Origin of the sequence: Streptomyces sp. NPDC056128 (assembly GCF_042263835.1) — a bacterium.
Taxonomy (GTDB): domain Bacteria; phylum Actinomycetota; class Actinomycetes; order Streptomycetales; family Streptomycetaceae; genus Streptomyces.
This window is the reverse complement of sequence record NZ_JBHJVQ010000012.1, coordinates 143,808-164,747: the sequence shown is the minus strand read 5'-3', so window position 1 is coordinate 164,747 and position 20,940 is coordinate 143,808. Positions and strand designations below refer to the sequence as shown.

16 protein-coding genes are annotated in these 20,940 nt (G+C 72.1%); 12 read left to right on the top strand and 4 right to left on the bottom strand.

What is annotated here, in order from left to right:
• Positions 1 to 126: 126 nt before the first annotated feature.
• The 4 genes from ACFC1X_RS23305 to ACFC1X_RS23290 all read right to left on the bottom strand — a co-directional run bounded on the left by ACFC1X_RS23305 (position 127) and on the right by ACFC1X_RS23290 (position 5,703).
• Positions 127 to 2,517: a DUF3488 and DUF4129 domain-containing transglutaminase family protein gene (locus ACFC1X_RS23305; RefSeq protein WP_376356534.1), complete on the bottom strand. Its 2,391-nt coding sequence runs from the start codon at positions 2,515 to 2,517 to the stop codon at positions 127 to 129.
• Positions 2,514 to 3,878 (bottom strand): DUF58 domain-containing protein, encoded by a 1,365-nt coding sequence (locus ACFC1X_RS23300; RefSeq protein WP_376356533.1) that lies wholly within the window; start codon positions 3,876 to 3,878, stop codon positions 2,514 to 2,516. The genes ACFC1X_RS23305 and ACFC1X_RS23300 overlap by 4 nt, the downstream gene beginning before the upstream one ends.
• Complete coding sequence (locus ACFC1X_RS23295) at positions 3,878 to 4,951, bottom strand: AAA family ATPase (RefSeq protein WP_376356531.1); 1,074 nt, start codon at positions 4,949 to 4,951, stop codon at positions 3,878 to 3,880. The genes ACFC1X_RS23300 and ACFC1X_RS23295 overlap by 1 nt, the downstream gene beginning before the upstream one ends.
• A gap of 230 nt (positions 4,952 to 5,181) precedes the next feature.
• Positions 5,182 to 5,703, bottom strand: coding sequence for a carbonic anhydrase (locus ACFC1X_RS23290; RefSeq protein ID WP_125495246.1), 522 nt, complete (start codon positions 5,701 to 5,703; stop codon positions 5,182 to 5,184).
• Between the two features lie 431 nt (positions 5,704 to 6,134).
• Between ACFC1X_RS23290 and rsmH the strand changes: the two genes are divergently transcribed.
• The 12 genes from rsmH (at position 6,135) to pgeF (ending at position 20,939) form a co-directional block, all read left to right on the top strand.
• Positions 6,135 to 7,091 carry a 16S rRNA (cytosine(1402)-N(4))-methyltransferase RsmH gene (rsmH, locus tag ACFC1X_RS23285; RefSeq protein ID WP_376356529.1) on the top strand — a complete coding sequence of 319 codons (957 nt, stop codon included), beginning with the start codon at positions 6,135 to 6,137 and terminating at the stop codon, positions 7,089 to 7,091.
• Between the two features lie 61 nt (positions 7,092 to 7,152).
• On the top strand, positions 7,153 to 7,716 hold the full coding sequence (locus ACFC1X_RS23280) for a septum formation initiator family protein (RefSeq protein ID WP_376356527.1): 564 nt from the start codon (positions 7,153 to 7,155) through the stop codon (positions 7,714 to 7,716).
• Entirely contained in the window at positions 7,713 to 9,680 is a 1,968-nt protein-coding gene (locus ACFC1X_RS23275) for a peptidoglycan D,D-transpeptidase FtsI family protein (protein ID WP_376356525.1), read from the top strand. Before ACFC1X_RS23280 ends, ACFC1X_RS23275 begins: the two co-directional genes overlap by 4 nt.
• A gap of 195 nt (positions 9,681 to 9,875) precedes the next feature.
• On the top strand, positions 9,876 to 11,396 hold the full coding sequence (locus ACFC1X_RS23270; RefSeq protein ID WP_376356523.1) for a UDP-N-acetylmuramoyl-L-alanyl-D-glutamate--2,6-diaminopimelate ligase: 1,521 nt from the start codon (positions 9,876 to 9,878) through the stop codon (positions 11,394 to 11,396).
• A 37-nt stretch (positions 11,397 to 11,433) separates the two neighbouring features.
• Positions 11,434 to 12,849, top strand: coding sequence for a UDP-N-acetylmuramoyl-tripeptide--D-alanyl-D-alanine ligase (murF, locus tag ACFC1X_RS23265; RefSeq protein ID WP_376356521.1), 1,416 nt, complete (start codon positions 11,434 to 11,436; stop codon positions 12,847 to 12,849).
• Positions 12,849 to 13,940 (top strand): phospho-N-acetylmuramoyl-pentapeptide-transferase, encoded by a 1,092-nt coding sequence (gene mraY, locus ACFC1X_RS23260; RefSeq protein WP_055417690.1) that lies wholly within the window; start codon positions 12,849 to 12,851, stop codon positions 13,938 to 13,940. The genes murF and mraY overlap by 1 nt, the downstream gene beginning before the upstream one ends.
• 11 nt (positions 13,941 to 13,951) lie before the next feature.
• The gene (gene murD, locus ACFC1X_RS23255; RefSeq protein ID WP_376356636.1) at positions 13,952 to 15,358 is read left to right on the top strand and encodes a UDP-N-acetylmuramoyl-L-alanine--D-glutamate ligase; all 1,407 of its coding nucleotides are present in this window, start codon (positions 13,952 to 13,954) and stop codon (positions 15,356 to 15,358) included.
• A 76-nt stretch (positions 15,359 to 15,434) separates the two neighbouring features.
• Positions 15,435 to 16,805 (top strand): putative lipid II flippase FtsW, encoded by a 1,371-nt coding sequence (ftsW, locus tag ACFC1X_RS23250; protein ID WP_376356519.1) that lies wholly within the window; start codon positions 15,435 to 15,437, stop codon positions 16,803 to 16,805.
• Between the two features lie 6 nt (positions 16,806 to 16,811).
• Positions 16,812 to 17,906 carry an undecaprenyldiphospho-muramoylpentapeptide beta-N-acetylglucosaminyltransferase gene (gene murG / locus ACFC1X_RS23245; protein ID WP_059299072.1) on the top strand — a complete coding sequence of 365 codons (1,095 nt, stop codon included), beginning with the start codon at positions 16,812 to 16,814 and terminating at the stop codon, positions 17,904 to 17,906.
• Positions 17,907 to 17,928: 22 nt separating this feature from the next.
• Entirely contained in the window at positions 17,929 to 18,723 is a 795-nt protein-coding gene (ftsQ, locus tag ACFC1X_RS23240; RefSeq protein WP_376356517.1) for a cell division protein FtsQ, read from the top strand.
• A 288-nt stretch (positions 18,724 to 19,011) separates the two neighbouring features.
• Positions 19,012 to 20,214 carry a cell division protein FtsZ gene (ftsZ, locus tag ACFC1X_RS23235; RefSeq protein ID WP_125491053.1) on the top strand — a complete coding sequence of 401 codons (1,203 nt, stop codon included), beginning with the start codon at positions 19,012 to 19,014 and terminating at the stop codon, positions 20,212 to 20,214.
• Positions 20,211 to 20,939, top strand: a complete 729-nt coding sequence (gene pgeF, locus ACFC1X_RS23230; RefSeq protein WP_376356515.1) for a peptidoglycan editing factor PgeF — start codon at positions 20,211 to 20,213, stop codon at positions 20,937 to 20,939. Before ftsZ ends, pgeF begins: the two co-directional genes overlap by 4 nt.
• The last annotated feature ends 1 nt before the right edge of the window (position 20,940 follow it).

The following is a 20,940-nucleotide window of genomic DNA, read 5'->3' as shown; positions in this document are numbered from 1 at the left end:
GAGGGGGTGACCACCGTCCGGGTGGTCACCCCCTCACGTGTGCCTACGAGCTGTGCCCACGAGCAGCCGGGTCCGCGGGTCTCCCCGCACGGCCCGCGCCGCCCCGGCGCCGGCCCCCGCGCTCCCTCAGCCCTGCTGACCCGTCGTCTTCCGCAGGGCCGGCCGCGCCGCCGCGGCACGCCGCTTCAGCGCCGTCCACCGGTCCGAGAGCGCCCAGACCACCCGGACGGTCGAACGCGGGGCGATCCGTGCGCGCAGCCGCGTGCGACGGCCGACCGCCGCCCGCAGACCGGCCGTCGCGAGCCGGACGTCCTCGGCGAGCCCCGCCGTCAGGCGCGGTCGCGGCGCGTAGAGAACCTGCTCCACCGCGTCCGCCACCCGGTGCACCGCCGCCGCGGCCGTCGGATCGAGCCGACCCAGCCGGACGATCCGGGCCGCCGCCTTGCGGGGCGTCTGCGACTCCTCCGGCGGGATCCCGTGGTCCCACGCCGTATCGGCCAGCTCCTGCCAGACCGCCAGGGTGTGGGGACCCGCGTCCGCCTCGGCGCGGCCGTGCGCCCCCAGCCGCCTGGCCCGGGTACGCAGCCGCCACAGCATCGGCGACAGCGGGATCAGCAGCACCAGGAGACCCGCCAGCGCCCAGGCCGGCGCCTCGTACCACTTCGGTCCGCCGCCGTCCGAGACGGGCACGGGCAGCGCGGACTCGGTGTCACAGGCGTCCAGCTTCTTGTCCTGCGCCGAGCAGCTCTCGCTCGTCGACGGCGCCGCCGACGGCTCCGTCTCGCTGTCCTGCGACGGCAGGGCCGGGTCCGGCACCGAACTGCCCGGCGTGTCCGGCACGGTGTACGCCGGGGTCGAGCCACGCGTCGGCGTCGGCTCGAAGCGGGTCCAGCCCACGCCCTCGAAGTACACCTCGGGCCAGGCGTGCGCGTCCCGCAGCCCCACCGACACCGAACCGTCCGCCTGCGGGGAGCCCGGCGCGAAGCCCACCGCGACCCTGGCCGGAATGCCCAGGGACCGGGCCATCGCCGCCATGGCGAAGGAGAAGTGGACGCAGAAACCCTGCTTGTCCTTCAGGAACCGGGCGATCGCCTCCGAGCCACTGCCGACGCTGACCTCGGTGTCGTACTCGAAACCGCCGTTGACCGCGAAGTACTCCTGGAGCTTGACCGCCTGCTCGTAGGGGTTCGCCGCGCCGGCGGTGACCTCGCGGGCGGTCCTGGAGACCAGGTCGGGCAGCGAGTCCGGCAACCGCGTGTACTCGCGCTTCAGCGCGGCCGACGGCAACGGCGCGGCGGCGAGCTGCTCCGCCGTCGGCTGCACGTTCAGGCTCCGCACCTCGTACTTCAGCCCGCGGGTGTTCTGGCCGTGGTCGCCGACCAGGGTCATGCCGACCGGTTCGTACCGCCAGTTCCCCGCGACGCGCACGCCGGTGGGCGGGTACGGCATCGGCAGCCAGTCCTGCGCGTACCAGTCGGCGGCCGAGATGAAGGTCCGGGTCTCGTTGCGCCGGACGTCGGGGCCCAGGCCGACGGGGGTGGGGAACGAGCCCTTCGGTACCGCGGTGATCTGCCGCTTGGACGGCTTCCAGGTGGTGCCGTCGAAGTCGTCCAGGGACACGATGCGCAGGTAGAGGTCCGACAGGTCGTTCGAGTCCGTCTCGACGGAGAGGACCTGCCGGTTCTCGTCGACGTTGAGACTGTCCCGCAGGGAGACCAGCGGGTTCACCGCGGAGATCGTGCCGCCGCCCCCGGTCCCGGAGCCGACGCCCGTCCTGGCGCTGTCCAGCAGCCCGCCGTTCATCGCGGGCAGGGCGAGCGGCACCACCAGGGCGATGCCCAGCGCGAACGCGCCGATCCGCCGTCCGGTGCGGACCGGGGCGACCGCGCCGCCCTGCTCGGCGCCCGGAGCGCGCGCCGCACCGCCGAAGACCCGGCCCCACTGCGAGAGCCGGTCCCGCCCCTCCGCCAGCAGCAGGGCCAGATAGCCGACCGCCGCCACCAGAAACCACAGCCAGTCGGCGCCGCCCTCGGACAGCCCCGCGGCCACCGAATACAGCGCGAGCAGCGGCAGGCCGGCCGGCGCGGCGCTGCGGAAGGTCACCGCGAGGGTGTCCACCAGCAGCCCGATCACCAGGACACCGCCGACCAGCATCAGCCGGATGCCGTCGGACTCCAACGGCGCCGGGATGGCGTACCGGGCGATGTCGTCGCCGCCCTGTTGCAGCAGGTCGCCGAAGCGCTGGATGGCCTGCGGGCCGGGGATCAGCCCCGCGAACGCCTGCTGCCGGGCGAAGACCAGGGTCAGGAGCAGCAGCGTGACCAGGGCCTGCACGGCGATGGTCAGCGGCCGCGCCAGCGGCACCCGCCGCGCCACCGCACCCACCACGGCCTGCGCCGCCAGCAGGACCGCGGCCTGCAGGATCCAGGTCGCCGGTTCGACCAGCGGCAGCAGCGCGCACGCCGCCATCAGGGTGGCCGCCCACGCGCACACCGCCAGCCGCGCCCGCCCGCTCATCGCGTCCCCTCCCCGCCGGTCGCCGCCGCGACGGCGGTGCGTTCCCGGTCCGCCAGGCGCCACAGCTCCTCCAGGGTGGCGCCGTACGGGACGCTCACGGCGGTCCAGCCCGCCTCGCGCAGCATCCGCAGCCGCTCCTCGCTCCTGTCCAACGGACCGGGCACGTCGGCCGGTTCCCGCGCCCAGGCCCCGCTGTCCAGGACGAAGGCGACCGCGCCGCCGCTGCGCTGCCGCATCCTGGCGGCCACCGTGACCTGCTCCTCGTCGAGGTCGCCGAAGAACGCCACCAGCAGCCCCTCGTTCCCGCCGCGCAGCAGGTCGTAGGCGGGGGACAGGCTCGTACCGTCGGAGTGGTCGATCACCGCGAGGGTGTCCATCATCAGCCCGGCCGCGTCGGCCGTGCCCTGGCTCGCGCCCGCGAAGCCGTCGGCGCCCTCGCCCGGCACCGAGTTGCCGGTGTCGGTGAGCAACCGGACGGAGAAGCCCCGCTCCAGCATGTGCACCAGCACGGACGCCGCGCCCGACACCGCCCACTCGAAGGGCGAGTCGGGGCCCGCGCCCTCGTAGGCCACGCCCCGGGTGTCAAGGAGCACCGTGCAGCGGGCGCGCTGCGGCTGCTCCTCGCGGCGCACCATCAGCTCGCCGTAGCGCGCGGTGGAGCGCCAGTGCACGCGGCGCAGGTCGTCGCCGTAGCGGTACCCGCGCGGGATCACGTCGTCGTCGCCCGCCAGCGCGAGCGTGCGCTGCCGTCCCTCGCCGTACCCCTTCGCCTCGCCGCTGAGCCGCACCGGCGGCAGCGCCTCCACACGCGGGATCACGGTCAGGGTGTCGTACGTGGAGAAGGACCGGGTCAGCTCGCACAGCCCGAACGGGTCGGTCAGCCGCAGTTGCAGCGGGCCCAGCGGAAAGCGGCCGCGCAGGTCGGAGCGGACCCGGTAGGACACCTCGCGGCGGCCGCCCGGCTCCACCCGGTCGAGCACGAAGCGGGGCCGGGGGCCCAGCACGTAGGGCACCCGGTCCTGGAGCATCAGCAGCCCCGTGGGCATCCGCGAGACGTTGTCGACGCGCAGGTGCACCCGGGCCTCGCTGCCCGCGGGCACCCGCTCGGGGGAGAGCCGGCGGCTGCCCGCCACCCGGTAGCGGGTGCGGTACAGCACGGTCGCGCAGACCAGGGGCAGCACACTCAGCAGCAGCCCGACCCGCAGCAGGTCGCTCTGCCCGAGGACGTAGGCGCAGACCGCGGCGGCGATTCCGGCGGCCAGGAAGGAGCGGCCGCGGGTGGTCAGACCGGTCAGGGCGGTGCGGATCCCGCCGCCCTCGCCCCGGTCGTCGTGCGACCGGTCCGTCCCCCCGGCGTCCATCAGAGCCTCCGCGGCGGCTGCTGGGGATACGCGGGTGCGCCGCGGCTCACGCCGAAGGCGGTCTGCTGCTGGGGCGCCGCGGGTACCGGGGTGCGCTGGAGGATCTCCTGGACGACCTGTTCGGCGCTGCGGCGGTTGAGCTGGGCCTGGGCGGTCGGCAGCAGGCGGTGGGCCAGGACCGCGACCGCGAGGGCCTGCACGTCGTCCGGCAGCGCGTACTCCCGGCCGCTCAGGGCGGCGGACGCCTTCGCCGCGCGCAGCAGATGCAGCGTGGCGCGCGGCGAGGCGCCGAGTCTGAGATCGGGGTGGTTCCGGGTGGCCGCGACCAGGTCCACGGCGTACCTGCGGACCGGCTCCGCGACGTGGACGCCGCGGACGGCCTCGATCAGCTTGAGGATCTCGTCGGCGTGCGCCACCGGCTGGAGGTCGTCCAGCGGGTTCACCCCGCCGTGCACGTCGAGCATCTCCAGCTCGGCCTCCGGGCTGGGATAGCCGATGGAGACCCGGGCCATGAAACGGTCGCGCTGGGCCTCGGGCAGCGGGTAGGTGCCCTCCATCTCGACCGGGTTCTGCGTGGCCACCACCATGAAGGGGCTGGGCAGCTCGTAGGTCTGGCCGTCGATGGTGACCTGCCGCTCCTCCATCGACTCCAGGAGCGCCGACTGCGTCTTCGGCGAGGCGCGGTTGATCTCGTCGCCGATCACCACCTGCGCGAAGATCGCGCCGGGCTTGAACTCGAAGTCCCGCCGCTGCTGGTCCCAGATGGAGACTCCGGTGATGTCGGAGGGCAGCAGGTCCGGCGTGAACTGGATCCGGCGCACGGAGCAGTCGATGGACCGTGCCAGCGCCTTGGCCAGCATGGTCTTGCCGACTCCCGGGACGTCCTCGATCAGCAGGTGCCCCTCGGCGAGCAGCACGGTCAGTGAGAGCCGCACGACCTCGGGCTTGCCCTCGATCACGTCCTCGATCGAACCACGCACCCGCTCGACGACAGCGGTCAGATCGTCCCCCACCCGCGCGTATGCCCGGTCGGGGCTGCCCCCATGGCTCGCCTGATCGTCAAAGGTCGTCACCCGGCCCTCCTCGGCCTTTCCCCGCGCTTCCCGGGAAGCGGGGGTACCCCAACTTGCCGGGCCGGTCCCGCACCGCGCGGACCGGCCCACCCCGAATCACGGACACCGCGCGGAAAAAGTTCCGCGCGACACCACTTCCCGCATTCTTGCTGCCGTTACCGATTCGTGTCACTCGCCTGTGGACAACTGGCCGCGCTATGTCATGCCTTGCGGCCTTTGCGGGGCTTGGATCAGGCGGGGGTGACCTCGCGCAGCAGTCCCGTCTTCACGTCGTAGACGAAACCACGTACGTCGTCGGTGTGCGGCAGGAACGGCGAGGTGCGCACCCGTTCGATCGACTGGCGCACGTCCTGGTCGACGTCCTGGAAGGACTCGACCGCCCAGACGGGGCGCTGGCCGACCTCCAGTTCCAGCTCGTGCCGGAAGTCCTCGGTGAGGGTCTCCATGCCGCACGCCGTGTGGTGCACGAGGACCACGGCGGTGGTGCCGAGCGCCCGCTGGCTGATGGCGAGGGAACGGATCACGTCGTCGGTGACGGCGCCGCCGGCGTTGCGGATGACGTGGCAGTCGCCGTTGCGCAGGCCGAGCGCGGCGGTCACGTCCAGGCGCGCGTCCATGCAGGCCACGACGGCGGTGTGGAGTGCGGGGCGGCCCGCCAGTTCGGCGTCGGAGAACTCGGCTGCGTAGCGCGCGTTCGCCTCGACGAGCCGGTCGGTGGCGGAGCCTGCGGGAACCGATGCAGAAGTCGTCATAACCATGACGTTACTGGTCACCGATGGGCCGGGCCCGCTGTGAAGAGGGACAAAGAACGTCAACGAGGCTTGTTGTGAGCCACTCCACAGACCCGTACGGGTGCCTCCGTGCGAGTGAAGTACCGGCCCGCGCCGATTCACGCGGTCCGGCGGCGCCCGCGACGCGCAGGCCGGTTGATTGACCGGGCGACAGGGTGGACTAAAGTGACGCGAAGCGGGAGGCGAGGCTCTCCCTGCTGGACTGAATTCCCCGGAGACCTGGGCGACGCCCCGCCAGTTCTCCCCGCGTGCGCGGCGCGTACGTACGGCTCGGCCTCCTCCCGCTCCCGGCCGGCCGACGCCTCCGGCGCCGGCGGGGCTCCCCTTCACGAGCGAGCGGGAGGGGACCCGGCGGTGCGTGACGCCGCGCCGGACCTGAGAGGCCGTCCCACTTGAGCCAGAGTCGACACGTCCCGGTGATGCTCCAGCGGTGTCTGGACCTGCTGGCGCCCGCCCTGAACGAGCCGGGGGCCGTGGTCGTCGACTGCACACTGGGACTCGGCGGGCACAGCGAGGCGCTGCTCGAACGCTTCCCCGAGGCCCGGCTCGTCGCGCTCGACCGGGACAAGGAGGCCCTGCGCCTGTCCGGCGAGCGGCTCGCCCCGTACGGCGACCGCGCCACCCTCGTGCACGCCGTCTACGACGAGCTGCCCGACGTACTCGACCGGCTCGGCGTCCCGCGCGTCCAGGGCGTGCTGTTCGACCTCGGCGTCTCCTCCATGCAACTCGACGAGGCGGACCGCGGCTTCGCCTACGCCCAGGACGCCCCGCTCGACATGCGCATGGACCAGACGTCCGGCATGAGCGCGGCCGAGGTCCTCAACACCTACCCGCCGGGCGAACTCGTCCGCATCCTGCGGGCGTACGGCGAGGAGAAGCAGGCCAAGCGGATCGTGTCCGCGGTCGTGCGCGAGCGCGAGAAGGAGCCGTTCACCAACAGCGCCCGGCTCGTGGAGCTGATCCGCGCCGCGCTCCCGCAGGCCGCCAAGCGCACCGGCGGCAACCCGGCCAAGCGCACCTTCCAGGCCCTGCGCATCGAGGTCAACGGCGAGCTGTCCGTCCTGGAGCGGGCGATCCCGGCCGCGGTCGAGGCGATCGGCGTCGGCGGGCGGATCGCGGTGCTCTCCTACCAGTCCCTGGAGGACCGGCTGGTCAAGCAGGTCTTCGCGGCCGGTGCGGCCAACACCGCGCCGCCCGGTCTGCCGGTGGTCCCCGAACGCTACGCGCCCCGGCTCAAGCTGCTCACGCGCGGTGCCGAACTTCCCACCGAGGAGGAGATCGCCGAGAACCGGCGGGCGGCCCCGGCGCGGCTGCGCGGCGCCGAGCGCATCAGGGAGTCCATCGGGTGAAGCGAGCGAGGCAGGCCAGGCACGGGGGCGGACGGTCCACCCGGGCCGAGGGGGAGGGCCAGTGAGCAGGAAACCCGAACTGAAGGGGAGGGCGGCCCGGCTGGCCCGGCTCCTCCCGCCCGGCGGCGGCCGCGGCCAGGCGGCCCGGGCGCCCTTCGTCCTCCTCGTCGTCGTCCTGCTCGGCGGCGGTCTCATCGGCCTTCTGGTGCTGAACTCCGCCCTGAGCGAGGGCTCCTTCCAGCTGGACGACCTCAAACAGGAGACCAAGAGCCTCACCGACGAGGAGCAGGCGCTCCAGCGGGACATCGACGCCTACTCCGCCCCCCGGGCCCTCCAGCGCCGCGCCCGCGAACTGGGCATGGTCCCCGGCGGCGACCCCGCCTTCCTCGGCCCCGACGGCACCGTCAAGGGCTCGCCCAGCGCCGCGCCCACCGGGACCACCCCGCTGGTCCTCGCCCCAGAGGTGCTGTCCGCGCCGCCCGAGGGCGTGCCCACGGCCACACCGTCGCCCGTCGGCACCCAGCCGCCCCCGGCCTCCTCCGCTCCCTCCGCCACGCCCGCCACCCCCACCGCGGCGGCGACGGCCACCCCGAGCCCGACTCCGACCCCGACTCCCGGCAGGTGACGGAAGTGTCCGACAGGGAACCGCCGCGCCGCCGTGTGCCCGGACCCGCGAGGCCCGTCCGTCCCGGCGGACGGCGGCAGCCCGGCCCCGGCGCCCGGCCCGCCCGCCGCCCCGGCCCGCCCCGGCCCGCCGCGGCCCGCACCATCCGGCTGGGCAGCCCCCGCCCGCGCCTCAGGATGATCGGCCTCGCGCTGACCCTGGTGCTGGCCGCCTTCGTCGTACGGCTCCTCCAGGTGCAGGCCGTCGACGCCGGCACGTACTCCGCCAAGGCCGAGCAGAACCGCTACGTGGTCCACACCCTGCCCGCCGAGCGCGGCGGCATCACCGACCGCAACGGCGTCGCCCTCGCGACCACCGTGGACTCCTACGACATCACCGCCGACCCCACGATGTTCACCCGCGAGCAGCTCGAGGTCGGCGACGGGCCCGAGCAGGCGGCGGCGCTCCTCGCGCCCATCCTCGGCCAGGAGCAGGAGGACCTGGTCGAGCGGCTGCGCCCCGAGAACAAGGAGCTGCGCTACGTCCGCCTCGCCCGGCGGCAGACCCCGCAGGTCTGGAACCAGATCAAGGACCTGAAGTCCGCGCTCACCACGAAGGCGGAGACGGACAAGTCCGTGGTCAACGCCCTCGCGGGCGTCTTCGCCGACCCCAGCAGCAAGCGCGTGTACCCGGGCGGCGACCTGGCCGCCGGCGTCCTGGGCTGGGTCGGCGCCGACGGCAAGGGCGGCGGCGGCCTGGAGCGGCAGCTGGACAAGACGCTGGCGGGCGAGGACGGCAAGATCCGCTACGCGCAGTCCGGCGGCCGCCAGGTCCCCACCGCCGGTTCCACCGAGACACCGGCCGTGCCCGGCAGCGACGTCGAGCTGACCATCGACCGCGACATCCAGTGGGCCGCGCAGGACGCCATCAGCGAGCAGGTGGAGAAGTCCAAGGCGGACGGCGGCTACGTCATCGTCCAGGACACCGCCACCGGCGAGATCCTCGCCATGGCCAACTCGCCGGGCTTCGACCCGGGCGACCTCGCCCACGCCGACCCGAACGCGCTGGGCAACGCCGCCCTCCAGGACGCCTTCGAACCCGGCTCCACCGCCAAGGTGATGTCGATGGCGGCCGTACTGGAGGAGGAGGCCGCCACCCCGGGCACCCACATCACCGTCCCCAACCGCCTCAAGCGCGGCGACCGGCTCTTCAAGGACGACATCGACCACCCGACCTGGTACCTCACGCTCAACGGCGTGCTCGCCAAGTCCAGCAACATCGGCACCATCATGGCCACCGGCGAGCTGGGCAGGACGCAGCCGGAGGCCAACAAGGTGCTCTACTCCTACCTGCGCAAGTTCGGCCTCGGCGGCTACAGCGGACTCGGCTTCCCCGGCGAGACCAAGGGCATCCTGGCGCCGCCCGACCAGTGGTCGACCTCGCAGCAGTACACGATCCCTTTCGGCCAGGGCGTCTCCGTGAACGCGCTCCAGGCGGCCTCCGTGTACTCGACCATCGCCAACGGAGGCGTCCGCGTCGAACCCACGCTCGTACGCGGCACCAAGGACGCCGACGGACGCTTCACACCGTCCCCGGAGCCCGAGAAGAGCCGCGTGATCAGCGAGAAGACCGCGAAGACCCTGTCGCAGATGCTGGAGTCCGTCGTCGACGACGAGGAGGGCACCGGCACCAAGGCCCGCATCCCCGGCTACCGCGTGGCGGGCAAGACCGGCACGGCCAACCGAGTGGATCCGGACACCGGCAAGTACCGGGGCTACACCTCGTCGTTCGCCGGGTTCGCCCCCTCCGACAAACCTCGCGTCACCGTCTACTGCGCCATCCAGAACGCCACCGAGGGCAGCTACTTCGGCGGCCAGATCTGCGGACCCATCTACAAGCAGGTCATGGAGTTCGCCCTGAAGACCCTTCAGGTCCCCCCGACCGGGGCCGCCCCCGCGAGACTCCCGGTCTCCTTCAAGCCCTGACCCCCATCGGGCCAGTACCGAGCCAGCGTCGATTCAGTACCGAGCCACCAGGAACCACCCGTGACAACGATCACCCCCGACCCCGGGAACCAGAGCAGCCCCGAGCCCTCGCTTCGCCCGGAAGCCGGTACGCCCGGTACGCTCACCGCCGTGCCACACCCTGATCAGTCCCAAACCACCCAGAAGGGCCAACCCGTGACATACCCGGGACCGCCCCGGCCGGTGCGGATCTCCGCCACACCCCTCGCGGAACTCGCCGATCAGCTGGGTGTCGCCGCGCCGGACAGCACCGCCGGAGTCACGGGCATCACCCACGACTCCCGCGCCGTCCGCCCCGGCGACCTGTACGCCGCCCTGCCCGGTGCCCGCCTGCACGGCGCCGACTTCGCCACCCAGGCCGAGGGCCTCGGCGCCGTCGCCGTGCTGACCGACCCGTCCGGCGCCGAGCGCGTCGCCGCCACCGGCCTGCCGGCGCTCGTCGTCGACGACCCGCGGGCGCGGATGGGGGAGCTGGCGGCCACGATCTACGGCCACCCCGGCCGCGACCTGCTCCAGATCGGCATCACCGGCACCTCCGGCAAGACCACCACCGCCTACCTCGTCGAGGGCGGTCTGCGCACGGCGAAGTCCACCGGGCTCATCGGCACGGTCGAGATGCGCATCGGCGACGAGCGCATCAAGTCCGAGCGGACCACGCCCGAGGCCACCGACCTCCAGGCCCTGTTCGCGGTGATGCGCGAGCGCGGCACCGAGGCGGTCGCCATGGAGGTCTCCAGCCACGCCCTGGTGCTCGGCCGCGTGGACGCCTGCGTCTTCGACATCGCGGTCTTCACCAACCTCAGCCCGGAGCACATGGAGTTCCACTCCGGCATGGAGGACTACTTCCAGGCCAAGGCGCAGCTCTTCACGCCGGAACGCAGCAAGCTCGGCGTGGTCAACGTGGACGACGAGTACGGGCGCCGCCTCGCCAACGAGGCCACCGTCCCGGTCGTCACCTACTCCGCCGAGGGCCACCCGGACGCCGACTGGCGCGCCGACGAGGTCGAGGTCGGCCCGCTGGACTCCACGTTCACCGTGCTCGGGCCCAAGGGCGAGCGCGTCACCGCCAAGTCGCCGCTGGCCGGACCGTTCAACGTGGCGAACACCCTCGCCGCGATCGTCGCCCTCGCCGCCGCGGGCCTGGACCCGCAGACCGCCGCCGACGGCGTCGCCGCGGTGCCGGGGGTGCCGGGCCGCCTGGAGCGCGTGGACGAGGGCCAGCCGTACTTCGCGGTGGTCGACTACGCCCACAAGACCGACGCCGTCGAGTCGGTCCTGCGCGCCCTGCGCAAGGTGACCGAGGGCAAGCTGCACGCCGTGCTCGGCTGCGGCGGCGACCGGGACACCACCAAGCGCGAGCCGATGGGCGCCGCCGTGGCGCGGTTCGCCGACACGGCCGTACTGACCTCCGACAACCCCCGCTCCGAGGACCCCCTCGCGATCCTCGCCACCATGCTCCAGGGCGCGGCCTCCGTGCCCGCCCACGAGCGCGGCGAGGTGCAGGTCTTCGAGGACCGGGCCGCCGCGATCGCCGCCGCCGTCGCCCGGGCCGAGCCCGGCGACACGGTGCTGGTGGCGGGCAAGGGCCACGAGCAGGGCCAGGACATCGCCGGGGTGGTCCGTCCCTTCGACGACCGCCAGGTGCTGCGCGAAGCCATCAAGAAGACCCAGGGATGAGATCCCGAATGACCCAGATGATCCAGGGGACGAACTTGTGATCACCCTCTCTCTCGCCGAGATCGCAGAAGTCGTCGGCGGGCGGATGCATGACATACCGGACGCGTCCGCGCAGGTCACCGGCCCCGTCGTCCGGGACTCCCGGGAAGCGGGTCCTGGCAGCCTCTTCGTCGCCTTCGTCGGCGAGCGGGTGGACGGCCACGACTTCGCCGCCGCGGTCGTCGAGGCGGGGGCGGTGGCCGTGCTCGGCTCCCGGCCCGTCGGCGTGCCCGCGATCGTCGTGGACGACGTCCAGGCCGCCCTCGGCGCCCTCGCCCGGCACGTCGTGCGGCGCCTCGGCACCACGCTCGTCGCCCTCACCGGGTCCGCCGGCAAGACCAGCACCAAGGACCTCATCGCCCAGGTGCTGCGCCGCAAGGCGCCCACGGTCTTCACGCCCGGCTCCCTCAACAACGAGATCGGGCTGCCGCTCACCGCGCTCACCGCCACCGAGGAGACCAGGTTCCTCGTCCTGGAGATGGGCGCCCGCGGCATCGGCCACATCCGGTACCTCTGCGAGCTGACCCCGCCGAAGGTCGGCCTCGTCCTCAACGTCGGATCCGCGCACATCGGCGAGTTCGGCGGCCGGGAGCAGATCGCCCAGGCCAAGGGCGAACTCGTCGAGTCGCTGCCGCCGGCCGAGGAGGGCGGTACCGCGATCCTCAACGCGGACGACCCCCTCGTACGGGCCATGGCCTCCCGGACGAAGGCGAAGGTGACCCTTTTCGGAGAGTCCGACGAAGCGGACGTTCGCGCTGAGAACGTGCGACTCACGGACACCGGACAGCCCTCGTTCAGGCTTCACACACCCTCCGGTGCAAGCGATGTGACCATGCGCCTGTACGGTGAGCACCACGTGTCGAACGCGCTCGCCGCGGCCGCCGTCGCCCACGAGTTGGGCATGTCCGCAGACGAGATCGCCACCGCGCTCTCCGAAGCGGGCTCCCTCTCCCGCTGGCGGATGGAGGTCACCGAGCGCCCGGACGGCGTGACGGTCGTCAACGACGCCTACAACGCGAACCCCGAGTCCATGAAAGCCGCGCTGCGCGCGCTGGTGGCCATTGGCAAGGGGCGCCGTACGTGGGCGGTGCTCGGCAAGATGGCCGAGCTCGGGGACGAGGCGCTCGCCGAGCACGACGCGGTCGGACGGCTCGCCGTCCGGCTCAACGTCAGCAAGCTCGTCGCGGTCGGGGGCAGGGAAGCCCAATGGCTGCAACTGGGCGCATATAACGAGGGTTCGTGGGGTGAGGAGTCGGTGCACGTGTCCGACGCACAGGCGGCGGTCGACCTGTTGCGCAGCGAGTTGCGCCCGGGCGACGTCGTGCTCGTGAAGGCGTCCCGTTCGGTGGGCCTGGAGAGTGTCGCCGCGGCGCTGCTCGAGACCGGCGCCGAGGGTGAGGTTGCCGCCCGATGATGAAGCAGATCCTGTTCGCGGGCGTCATTGGCCTCTTCCTGACGCTGGTCGGCACCCCGCTGCTGATCAAGCTCCTGGCCCGCAAGGGCTACGGCCAGTACATCCGCGACGACGGACCGCGCGAGCACGCCAGCAAGCGCGGTACGCCGACGATGGGCGGTATCGCCTTCATCTTCGCCACGGTCGCCGCCTACTTCCTGGCCAAGGTGATCACCAGCTACCTGGACCCGAAGACGGACGCGGGCCCGACCTTCTCGGGCCTGCTGGTGCTCGGCCTGATGGTGGGCATGGGCCTGGTCGGCTTCCTCGACGACTACATCAAGATCGTCAAGAGGCGGTCGCTGGGCCTGCGGGCCAAGGCGAAGATGGCCGGCCAGCTGATCGTCGGCATCGGCTTCGCGGTGCTCTCGCTGCAGTTCGCGGACAACCGCGGCAACACCCCGGCCTCGACCAAGCTGTCGTTCATCACCGACTTCGGCTGGTCGATCGGCCCGGTGCTGTTCGTCATCTGGGCGCTGTTCATGATCCTCGCGATGTCGAACGGCGTGAACCTGACCGACGGCCTGGACGGCCTGGCCACCGGCGCCTCCGTCCTGGTCTTCGGTGCCTACACTTTCATCGGCGTCTGGCAGTTCCAGGAGTCCTGCGCCAACGCGCTGACCCTGACCAACCCGGGCGCCTGCTACGAGGTGAGAGACCCCCTCGACCTCGCCGTGGTCGCGTCCGCGCTGATGGGCGCCTGCCTCGGCTTCCTGTGGTGGAACACCTCGCCGGCCAAGATCTTCATGGGCGACACCGGTTCGCTCGCGCTCGGCGGTGTGCTCGCGGGTCTGGCGATCTGCTCGCGCACCGAGCTGCTGATGGCCATCCTCGGCGGCCTGTTCGTCCTGATCACCATGTCGGTGGTCATCCAGGTCGGCTCCTTCCGCCTGACCGGCAAGCGGGTCTTCCGGATGGCGCCACTCCAGCACCACTTCGAACTCAAAGGCTGGTCCGAGGTCCTTGTCGTGGTCCGCTTCTGGATCATCCAGGGCATCTGTGTGATCGTCGGACTGGGCCTCTTCTACGCGGGATGGGCAGCGGACAAGTGACCGACTCCTCGGTGCCTTTCGACTTCCAGGGCAAGCACGTCACCGTCGCCGGCCTCGGCGTCTCCGGCGTCCCGGCCGCCAAGGTCCTGCACGGGCTCGGCGCGCGCGTCACCGTCGTCAACGACGGCGACGACGAGCGCGCCCGGGTGCAGGCGGCGGACCTGGAGGCGCTCGGCGTCACCGTGCGCCTCGGCGACGGGGCGACCCTGCCCGAGGGCACCGAGCTGATCGTCACCGCGCCCGGCTGGAAGCCGGACAAGCCGCTGTTCACCGCGGCCCACGAGGCCGGCGTCCCGGTCTGGGGCGACGTCGAACTGGCCTGGCGCCTGCGCCGTCCCGACGCCGCTCCCTGGCTCGCGGTCACCGGCACCAACGGCAAGACCACCACCGTCCAGATGCTGGCGTCGATCCTGAAGGCGGCCGGTCTGCGCACCGCCGCCGTCGGCAACATCGGCGTCTCCCTGCTGGACGCGGTCACCGGCGACGAGGAGTACGACGTCCTGGCCGTGGAGCTGTCCAGCTACCAGCTCCACTGGGCGCCCTCCCTGCGCGCCCACTCGGCCGTCGTGCTCAACCTCGCCCCCGACCACCTCGACTGGCACGGCTCCATGGAGGCCTACGCCGCCGACAAGGGCCGGATCTACGAGGGCAATCGGATCGCCTGCGTCTACAACGTCGCCGACAAGGCCACCGAGGACCTGGTCCGCGAGGCCGACGTCGAGGAGGGCTGCCGGGCCGTCGGCTTCACCCTCGGCTCCCCGGCGCCCTCCCAACTCGGCGTCGTCGACGGCATCCTGGTGGACCGCGCCTTCGTCGAGAACCGGCAGAAGAACGCCCAGGAGCTGGCCGAGGTCTCGGACGTCAACCCGCCGGCCCCGCACAACATCGCCAACGCCCTTGCCGCCGCCGCCCTCGCCCGCGCCTTCGGCGTCTCCGCCGCGGCCGTACGGGACGGGCTGCGGGCCTTCACGCCCGACGCCCACCGCATCGCGCACGTCGCCGACGTCGACGGGGTCGCGTACGTGGACGACTCCAAGGCCACCAACACCCACGCCACCGAGGCGTCCTTGGCGGCGTACGAGTCGATCGTCTGGATCGCCGGCGGGCTGGCCAAGGGCGCGACCTTCGACGAACTGGTCACGGGCGCGGCCAAGCGGCTGCGCGGGGCGGTCCTCATCGGCGCCGACCGCGCCCTGATCCGCGAAGCCCTGGCGCGACACGCCCCCGAAGTACCCGTGGTCGACCTCGACCGGACCGACACTGGGGCGATGCTCCAGGCCGTCCAGGAAGCCCAGCGACTCGCCCGGCCCGGCGATACGGTCCTGCTGGCCCCGGCCTGTGCCTCCATGGACATGTTCACCAACTACAACAAGCGCGGCGACGCGTTCGCGGAGGCCGTTCGCGAACTCGGCGCCTGACCCGGCCGCCTCCTGCGCCGGGTGACCTCGGGAGGACGCGTGGGACGGTCCATGCCGACGTACAGCGGGGGCAGCGATGCCCGGTAGTCCCCAGAGCCGTACCGGACGTCCGCCCGTACAGCGGGCCGTCAAGCGACCCGTGGCGCCGGGGCCGCAGCACGAGAACCCGGTGCTCCGCCTGTACCTGCGCCTGCGCCGCGCCTGGGACCGGCCGCTGACCGCGTACTACCTGATCTTCGGCGGCAGCGCCCTGATCACCGTGCTCGGTCTGGTGATGGTCTACTCGGCCTCTCAGATCACCGCGCTCCAGCTGTCGCTGCCCGGCTCCTACTTCTTCCGCAAGCAGGCCCTGGCCGCCCTGATCGGCGCCGGACTGCTCGTGGCCGCCATGCGGATGCCGGTGAAGCTGCACCGGGCGCTGGCCTATCCGATCCTCGCCGGTGCCGTCTTCCTGATGATCCTGGTGCAGGTGCCGGGGATAGGAGTCGCGGTCAACGGCAACCAGAACTGGATCGCCCTCGGCGGCTCCTTCCAGATCCAGCCCAGCGAGTTCGGCAAGCTGGCCCTGGTGCTGTGGGGCGCGGACCTGCTGGCCCGCAAGCAGGACAAGAAGCTGCTGACCCAGTGGAAGCACATGCTGGTGCCGCTGGTCCCGGCCGCGTTCATGCTGCTCGGGCTGATCATGATCGGCGGCGACATGGGCACGGCGATCATCCTGACGGCGATCCTGTTCGGACTGCTCTGGCTGGCGGGCGCGCCCACCCGGCTCTTCGCCGGGGTGCTGTCCATCGCCGCGCTGCTCGGCTTCATCCTCATCAAGACCAGCCCCAACCGCATGGCCCGGCTCAACTGCCTCGGTGCCACCGACCCGGGCCCCGGCGACTCCTGCTGGCAGGCCGTGCACGGCATCTACGCCCTCGCCTCGGGCGGACTGTTCGGTTCCGGGCTCGGTGCCAGTGTGGAGAAATGGGGCCAACTCCCCGAAGCGCACACCGACTTCATCTTCGCCGTCACCGGTGAGGAACTGGGCCTGGCGGGGACGCTGTCGGTGCTCGCCCTCTTCGCGGCTCTAGGCTATGCGGGTATCCGCGTGGCCGGACGCACGGAGGACCCGTTCGTGAGGTATGCCGCGGGAGGCGTGACCACCTGGATCACGGCCCAGGCCGTGATCAACATCGGTGCGGTCCTCGGGCTGCTGCCGATCGCCGGTGTCCCGCTCCCGCTGTTCTCCTACGGCGGTTCCGCCCTGTTGCCGACCATGTTCGCCATCGGCCTGCTGATCGCCTTCGCGCGTGACGAACCCGGTGCGCGGGCGGCGCTTGCGTTGCGGCAACCTCGCTTTGGTAGAAAGCGGGGAGCCAGGGGTCCCGGAACCAAGCGGAGCCCCCGGAGTTGGAACACGATGCGACGGCGTGCCTCGGCGGCGCGTTCGTCCGGAGAGCGGTGAATTTCGGTGCATGTCGTACTCGCCGGCGGAGGAACCGCGGGCCACATCGAGCCCGCGCTCGCCCTCGCGGACGCCCTGCGCAGGCAGGATCCGACCGTGGGGATCACGGCCCTGGGCACGGAACGCGGCCTGGAGACCCGCCTGGTGCCCGAGCGGGGTTACGAGCTGGCGCTGATCCCGGCCGTACCGCTGCCGCGCAAGCCCACCCCCGAGCTGATCACCGTCCCGGGCCGGCTGCGCGGGACGATCAAGGCGACCGAGCAGATCCTGGAGCGCACCAAGGCGGACGCCGTGGCCGGCTTCGGCGGCTACGTGGCGCTGCCCGCCTACCTCGCGGCCAAGCGGCTCGGCGTGCCGATCGTCGTGCACGAGGCCAACGCCCGGCCCGGTCTGGCCAACAAGATCGGCTCGCGCTACGCCGCGCAGGTCGCCGTCTCCACCCCGGACAGCAAGCTGCGCAACTCCCGCTACATCGGCATCCCGCTGCGCCGTTCCATCGCCACCCTCGACCGGGCCGCCGCGCGTCCCGAGGCCCGCGCGATGTTCGGGCTCGACCCCAACCTGCCCACGCTGCTGGTCACCGGCGGCTCGCAGGGCGCCCGCCGCCTCAACGAGGTGATCCAGCAGGTCGCGCCCTGGCTCCAGCAGGCCGGCATCCAGATCCTGCACGCGGTCGGCCCCAAGAACGAACTGCCGCAGGTCCACCAGATGCCGGGGATGCCCCCGTACATCCCGGTAAGTTATCTGGACCGGATGGACCTCGCGTACGCCGCCGCCGACATGATGCTCTGCCGCGCGGGCGCGATGACCGTCGCCGAACTCTCCGCCGTCGGGCTCCCGGCCGCCTACGTCCCGCTGCCCATCGGCAACGGCGAACAGCGGCTCAACGCCCAGCCGGTGGTCAAGGCCGGCGGCGGACTGCTGGTCGACGACGCGGAACTCACGCCCGAGTGGCTCCAGCAGAACGTCCTGCCGGTGCTCGCCGATCCGCACCGGCTGTACGAGATGTCCCGCGCCGCCGCCGAGTTCGGCCGCCGGGACGCCGACGACCTGCTCGTCGGCATGGTGTACGAGGCGATCGCCGCCCGTGCCCACCGCTAGACACTGACGGAAGGCAGGGAGCGTGGCCGGACCGACCACCGCCGAGCGCGGGGAACGCCAGCAGGAGTCGTCCGGCCCGCCCCGCGCGCGCCGGTTCGGCCCGCCCCGTCTTCGTACGATCATCATCACGGCCGTCTCTCTCGCCCTGGTCGCGGGCGGCACCGTCTGGGTGCTCTACGGCTCGAACTGGACCCGCGTGGACGGCGTGTCGGTCTCCGGAACCCGGGTTCTCACCCCCGCGCAGGTGCGCGAGGCCGCCGACGTGCCCGTCGGTGAACCCCTGGTCTCCGTCGACACCGAGGCGGTCGAGGCGCGACTGCGCCGGAAATTGCCGCGCATTGACGAGGTCGACGTCGAGCGTTCCTGGCCGCACGGAATCGGACTGAAAGTGACGGAGCGCACCCCGGTTCTGATTGTCCAAAAGGGTAAAAACTTCGTGGAAGTGGACGATGAAGGCGTCCGATTCGCCACGGTTTCCCGGGCGCCTAAAGGCGTGCCGACACTGAAATTGGAGCCCGCCCGTTCCGGCTCGGCCGGGGCGAGTCTGCGCCGCTTCGACGAGGACCGCCTGGTGCGGGAGGCGGTACGGGTGGCGGGCCGCCTCCCGGACGCGGTCGCCCGGGACGCACGGCTCGTCAAGGTCCGTTCCTACGACGACATCTCACTGGAGTTGAGCGGCGACCGGACCGTGGCGTGGGGGAGCGGCGAGCAGGGTACGGACAAGGCCCGTGCGCTCACCGCGCTGATGAAAGCGACGCCCAAGGCGCGGCACTTCGACGTGAGTGTTCCCACCGCCCCCGCGTCATCGGCGAGTTGACGGGTATCCGTGCAGGCCAGCACCCTGACTGGGCAGCGCTACGGCTGATCACATAGGGTGAAAAGAAAAACGGGAGGTTCGGCGTGTTCGTTGAACGTGCGCCACTTGTCGACTTAGTGTCCTGTTCAGAAGACTCCAAGGAACAGACACACTGGTAACCCTAAACTTCAGCGTTAGGGTTCGGGTCGGCACTACGGACCGTCCCAATCGGCATCAGTCGTCGGGTCGCGGGGGCATCAGTGCTTCGGTGACCGGGCGACACGTAACTCGAGGCGAGAGGCCTTCGACGTGGCAGCACCGCAGAACTACCTCGCAGTCATCAAAGTCATCGGTGTCGGCGGCGGTGGTGTCAATGCCATCAACCGGATGATCGAGGTCGGTCTCAAGGGCGTCGAGTTCATCGCCATCAACACCGACGCGCAGGCGCTGTTGATGAGCGACGCCGACGTCAAGCTCGACGTCGGCCGCGAACTCACCCGCGGACTCGGCGCCGGAGCCAACCCGGCCGTCGGCCGCAAGGCCGCCGAGGACCACCGCGAGGAGATCGAGGAGGTCCTCAAGGGGGCCGACATGGTCTTCGTGACAGCCGGAGAAGGCGGCGGCACCGGCACCGGCGGCGCGCCCGTCGTGGCCAACATCGCCCGCTCGCTGGGCGCCCTCACCATCGGCGTGGTCACCCGCCCCTTCACCTTCGAGGGACGGCGCCGGGCCAACCAGGCCGAGGACGGCATCGCCGAACTCCGCGAAGAGGTCGACACCCTCATCGTCATCCCCAACGACCGGCTGCTCTCCATCTCGGACCGCCAGGTCAGCGTGCTCGACGCGTTCAAGTCCGCCGACCAGGTGCTGCTCTCCGGTGTGCAGGGCATCACCGACCTGATCACCACGCCCGGCCTGATCAACCTGGACTTCGCCGACGTCAAGTCGGTCATGTCCGAGGCCGGCTCCGCCCTCATGGGCATCGGCTCGGCCCGCGGCGACGACCGCGCGGTGGCCGCCGCCGAGATGGCGATCTCCTCGCCGCTCCTGGAGGCGTCCATCGACGGCGCCCGGGGCGTCCTGCTCTCCATCTCCGGCGGCTCCGACCTCGGCCTGTTCGAGATCAACGAGGCCGCCCAGCTGGTCAGCGAGGCCGCGCACCCCGAGGCCAACATCATCTTCGGCGCGGTCATCGACGACGCGCTCGGCGACGAGGTGCGGGTCACCGTGATCGCGGCCGGCTTCGACGGGGGCCAGCCGCCGTCCAAGCGGGACAACGTCCTCGGCTCGTCCTCGGCCAAGCGCGAGGAGCCGACCCCGGCGCGGCAGACCGACAGCCGTCCGTCCTTCGGCTCGCTCGGCAGCGTCAAGCCGAAGGAGGAGCCGGAGCAGGCGCCCGCGCCCGAGCCGGTCGCCGACCTGCCGCAGGTCTCCCCGCCGCCGGTCCCGCCGTCGCGGACCTACTCGGACAGCGCGGCCGAGGAACTGGACGTGCCGGACTTCCTGAAGTGATAGGACAGCGCGACACCGTGAACGGCGCGCACTTCGGCTTCACCGACCGGTGGGGCGGAGTGAGCGCCGTTCCGTACGAGGAGCTCAATCTCGGCGGCGCGGTCGGCGACGACCCCGGCGCCGTCACGGCCAACCGGGAAATGGCCGCCAAGTCGCTGGGCGTCGACCCGGACCGGGTGGTCTGGATGAACCAGGTGCACGGCGCCGACGTCGCCGTCGTCGACGGTCCCTGGGGAGAGGGCCCGGTTCCGCGGGTCGACGCGGTCGTCACCGCCGAACGCGGTCTCGCCCTCGCGGTTCTCACCGCCGACTGCCTGCCCGTCCTGCTCGCCGACCCGGTCGCCGGTGTCGCCGCCGCGGCCCACGCGGGCCGGCCCGGCCTGGTCGCCGGGGTGGTCCCGGCGGCCGTACGGGCGATGGCCGGAATCGGCGCGGACCCCGCCCGGATCGTCGCCCGCACCGGACCCGCCGTCTGCGGCCGGTGCTACGAGGTACCCGAGGAGATGCGGGCCGAGGTGGCCGCCGCCGAGCCGGCCGCACACGCCGAGACGAGCTGGGGCACCCCGGCGGTCGACGTGGCCGCGGGCGTGCACGCGCAGCTCGAACGGCTCGGGGTGCGCGACCTGGTGGGGTCGCCGGTGTGCACCCGGGAGTCGCGGGACCACTTCTCGTACCGACGCGACCGCACCACCGGGCGGCTCGCGGGCTATGTCTGGCTGGACTGAT